The organism is Thiocapsa sp., from assembly GCF_035467215.1.
GTDB lineage: Bacteria > Pseudomonadota > Gammaproteobacteria > Chromatiales > Chromatiaceae > Thiocapsa.
This window is the reverse complement of sequence record NZ_DATITZ010000259.1, coordinates 1-4,017: the sequence shown is the minus strand read 5'-3', so window position 1 is coordinate 4,017 and position 4,017 is coordinate 1. Positions and strand designations below refer to the sequence as shown.

At 64.8% G+C, this 4,017-nt stretch carries 4 protein-coding genes; all 4 read right to left on the bottom strand.

Annotated elements, in window-relative coordinates; all coding sequences use genetic code 11:
- Positions 1-888: CmpA/NrtA family ABC transporter substrate-binding protein (locus tag VLR48_RS14830; RefSeq protein WP_325292537.1), on the bottom strand; the 888-nt coding region annotated here is incomplete at its 3' end.
- A 208-nt stretch (positions 889-1,096) separates the two neighbouring features.
- Positions 1,097-1,942, bottom strand: coding sequence for an ABC transporter ATP-binding protein (locus VLR48_RS14825; RefSeq protein ID WP_325292536.1), 846 nt, complete (start codon positions 1,940-1,942; stop codon positions 1,097-1,099).
- A gap of 52 nt (positions 1,943-1,994) precedes the next feature.
- Complete coding sequence (locus tag VLR48_RS14820; protein ID WP_325292535.1) at positions 1,995-3,026, bottom strand: ABC transporter permease; 1,032 nt, start codon at positions 3,024-3,026, stop codon at positions 1,995-1,997.
- Positions 3,027-3,098: 72 nt separating this feature from the next.
- The coding region (locus VLR48_RS14815; protein WP_325292534.1) for a CmpA/NrtA family ABC transporter substrate-binding protein at positions 3,099-4,017 on the bottom strand (919 nt) is incomplete at its 5' end.

Below are 4,017 nucleotides of genomic sequence, written 5' to 3'. Positions count from 1 at the left end.
CTGACGCACGATCTCGACCGGGGCATTGATGTAACGTCTCGGCGCGATCAGCTCGGCGACGCTCGGGCGATTTTCGGGCGCATCGGTCCAGCGTGCCGCGTCCAACAGGGCCATGAGCAGGGCACGGTGTGTATTCGGATACTGCTCGGCCCACTCCAGATTGACCCCGAAGACCTTCTCGGGATTGTTGTTCCAGAGCTCGTAGTTGGTGATGAGGACGCGCCCCAGACCCTCGGCGACGGCGACCGAGTTCCAGGGCTCGCCGACACAGAAGCCGTCGATGTTACCGGCGCGCAGCTGGGTGACCATCTGCGGCGGCGGGACCACCAGCAGCCGCACGTCGGTATCCGGATCGATCCCCGCGGCGCCCATCCAATAGCGCAGCTCGTAGGCGTGGGTCGAGACCGGGAAGACCACCGCGAAGGTCAGCGGCTTGCCGCCTTGCGCGCGGCGCTCCTCGATCACCTGCTTCAAGGCCACCGCCGAGTAAGGCCGATGATTCATGGCGGCCGGATCCAGCTCGCGCATCCGCTCGTAGAGTGCCTGCGAGACCGTGATGGCGTTGCCGTTCAGGTCCAGGCTCAGCGCCGTGACGGTCGGCTTTTCGACCGGACCGATGCCCAGCGTGCTCGCGATCGGCATGGGCGCGAGCATGTGTGCGCCGTCCAGGATGCCGATGCTGACCTTGTCGCGGACATTGGCCCAAGAGGTCTCCTTGGAGAGCTCCACGTCCAGGCCGTATTTCTCGAAGAACCCGCGCTCTTTGGCGATGACCAGAGGCGCACAGTCCGTCAGCGGGATAAAGCCGAGCGTCAGGCGTGTCTTTTCGAGTCCGTCGCGCCCGCCGGCGTGGGCGCTGCGTCGGAGCCAGTTGGGGATGATGCTCATTTGGTCGCTCCGGTTCGGGGTTCGGGGTTCGGGGTTCGGGGTTCAGGGTTCGGGGTTCGGGGTTCAGCCGAGGCTGCCGAATGGATTGAGCCTTATGAACCTAAAAAGAGCAGTTAAAACGCAAAGGACCGAAGGCGCTGACGGCTGAAGGCTGATGGCTGACAGCTCATCGCTGGAAACTCTCAACTGAAACCAAGTCGTCTACCCCCTAACCATTCGCAGCCAGACGCAGCGTCGGACGCTCGCGCGCCGGCCGGGCGGACTGCGTCACCGCGGGCGCGTGGCGCTCGTGGAGGAATTTCACGACCTCGGCGCGGTAGTGGTGATAGGTCGGATCCTCGGCGAGCGCGAGTCGGTCGCGGGGGCGCAGCAGGTCGACGTCCAGGATCCGCCCGACCGTCGCGGAGGGTCCGTTGGTCATCATCACGATGCGGTCCGAAAGCAGCACGGCCTCGTCGACGTCGTGCGTGATCAGGATGACGGTGTTGTTCAGCCGGGCCTGGATCTCCAGCAGCGAGTCCTGCATGTGAGTGCGCGTAAGCGAATCCAGCGCGCCGAAAGGCTCGTCCATCAGCAGGACCTTGGGCTCCATGGCCAGGGCGCGGGCGATCCCGACGCGCTGTTTCATCCCGCCCGAGATCTCGGAAGGTCGGCGCTCCAACGCATGGCCCATGTGCACCAGATCCAGGTTGTGCAGGGTCCACGCATGCCGCTCTTTGCGCGTCTTGCGGCGACCGAAGACCTGGTCGACGGCCAGGCGGACGTTGTCGTAGACGCTCAGCCAGGGCAGCAGGGAGTGCTGTTGAAAGACGACGGCGCGGTCCGGTCCCGGCGACTTCACCTCGCGCTCCTCGAGCAGCACGCCGCCCGTGCTCGCTTCGAGCAGCCCGGCGACGATGTTCAGCACGGTCGATTTGCCGCAGCCCGAATGGCCGATGAGCGAGACGACCTCGCCCTGGGCGATGTCGAGCTTGATGTCCTTCAGGACCTCGAGCGGTCCCTTCGGCGTCGGGAAGGTGATCCCGACCCGATCGATGCTCAGATAGGCAGACATGTCTTGGATCCTCGTGAGACGGTCATGGGGTCGGAGCAATCGACAGGGCGCGTCATCTCAGCACCGCCGTCTTGTCCCAGGAGACGCCGCGCTGGAGCATGAGCATGCCGCGGTCGAGTGCAAAGCCGATGAAGCCGATCACGAACACGGCGACCATGATCCGCGCGAGCGAGTTGGAGCTGCCGTTCTGGAACTCGTCCCAGACGAATTTTCCGAGACCGGGGTTTTGGGCCAGCATCTCGGCGGCGATCAGCACCATCCAGCCGATCCCGAGACTCAGCCGCAGACCCGTGAAGATCATCGGCAAGGCCGAGGGCAGGATGATCTTGACCGTCTGCTTGAACCAGGACAGACGCAGGACGCGGCTGACGTTCATCAGGTCGCGATCGACCGTGGCGACCCCGACGGTCGTGTTGATCACCGTCGGCCAGAGACAGCACAGCGTCACCGTCATCGCCGAGATGATGAACGACTTGGCCAGGAGCGGATCCTCGCTGACATAGACGGCGCTCACGATGATGGTCACCAGCGGCAGCCAGGCGAGCGGCGAGACCGGTTTGAAGATCTGGATCAAAGGGTTCATCGCCGCGTAGACGGCCGCGCTCATCCCGCACAGGATGCCGAGCGGGATCGCGATCACGGAGGCGAGCAGGAAGCCGACCATCACCGTCACCAGGCTGGTCCAGATCTGGCTGACGAAGGTCGGCGCACCTGTGTAGCCACGGGCACGGATCTTGGCGATCTCCTCGCTTGTGGCGCCGCTCGCCACCGCACGCTCGACACGCTGCTCGATGCGTTCGTTGAAGGCGGCCTCACGGGCGCGCTCCTCGCGGTGCTCCCCCCAGAGTGCAACGGATTGGGACCAGACCTGGGTCGGCCCGGGCAACTGGCCGAGCGAGGTCTGGATCTGGGAGGCCGCGGCGGCCCAGAGCATCAGAAAGAGGCCGATCCCGACCAAGGGCAGCAGCAGGTGTCGGATCAAGCCTCCGGCGGCGCGCTCGGCGCCGTCGCCGGCGAGCCAGTCCATCGCTTGCGCCAACCAGGGCAGGTCATAGGTCTTCGCGGTGACGTCGATGTTCGACATGGTCTTCTCCGGTGTCGATGGGCTCGCGTCCGGCTCGGGGCTCCCCCGACACCGGACACTTAAGGATCTGCGTTACAACTGCGTGTCGCCTTTCAGCCCGATCGAGAACTGCTCCAGATAGGCGTTTGGCCGGGTGCCGTCGTAGTCGATGCCGTCGATAAATCCGGTCTGTGTCGGTTTGAATCCGCTCTCCGTGTCGAAGTCGGGGAAGTCGGACGCCTCCATCAGGCCGTCGGCGATCAACGACTCCGCCGCGCGGCGGTAGAGATCGGGCCGATAGACCTGCTTGGCGGTCGCCATGTACCAGTCGTCGGATTTGGGCTCGGCGATCTGACCCCAACGGCGCATCTGGGTGAGATACCAGACGGCATCCGAGTAGTAGGGGTAGCTGGCGTTGTGGCGGAAGAAGACGTTGAAGTCCGGGACCTCGCGGCTGTCGCCCTTCTCGTACTCGAAGGTGCCGGTCATGGACGCGGCGATGACCGCCTCGTCTGCACCGACATAGTTCGGGCGCGAAAGGATCTTGACCGCTTCGGCGCGGTTGGCGTTGTCGTTCTCGTCGAGCCACTTGGCGGCCCGAAGCATCGCCTTGACGATCCGCACCGCCGTGTTTGGATTGGCCTCGACGAACCCGGCGGTCATGCCGAAGACCTTCTCCGGGTTGTATGGCCAGATCTCATGATCGGTGATCACCGGGACGCCGATGCCCATAAAGACAGCCTGCTGATTCCAGGGCTCGCCGACGCAGTAGCCGTCGATGGTTCCGGACTCCATGGTGGCCGGCATCTGCGGGGGCGGAGTGACCGACAGCAGCACATCGGCGTCGATCTGCCCGTCGGTGTCGTTCTTGTGCGGAGCGTAGTAGCCGGGGTGCAGCCCGCCGGCGGCGAGCCAGTAGCGCAGCTCGTAGTTGTGCGTCGAGACCGGGAAGACCATGCCCATCTTGAAGGGCTTGCCCGCGGCCTTGAAGCTTTCCAAGACCGGCTTGAGC

What these genes read in the sequence shown, in the direction of transcription:
- VLR48_RS14820 (WP_325292535.1), bottom strand. Translation starts at nt 3,026, where the DNA reads ATGTCGAACATCGACGTCACCGCGAAGACCTATGACCTGCCCTGGTTG.
- VLR48_RS14825 (WP_325292536.1), bottom strand. Translation starts at nt 1,942, where the DNA reads ATGTCTGCCTATCTGAGCATCGATCGGGTCGGGATCACCTTCCCGACG.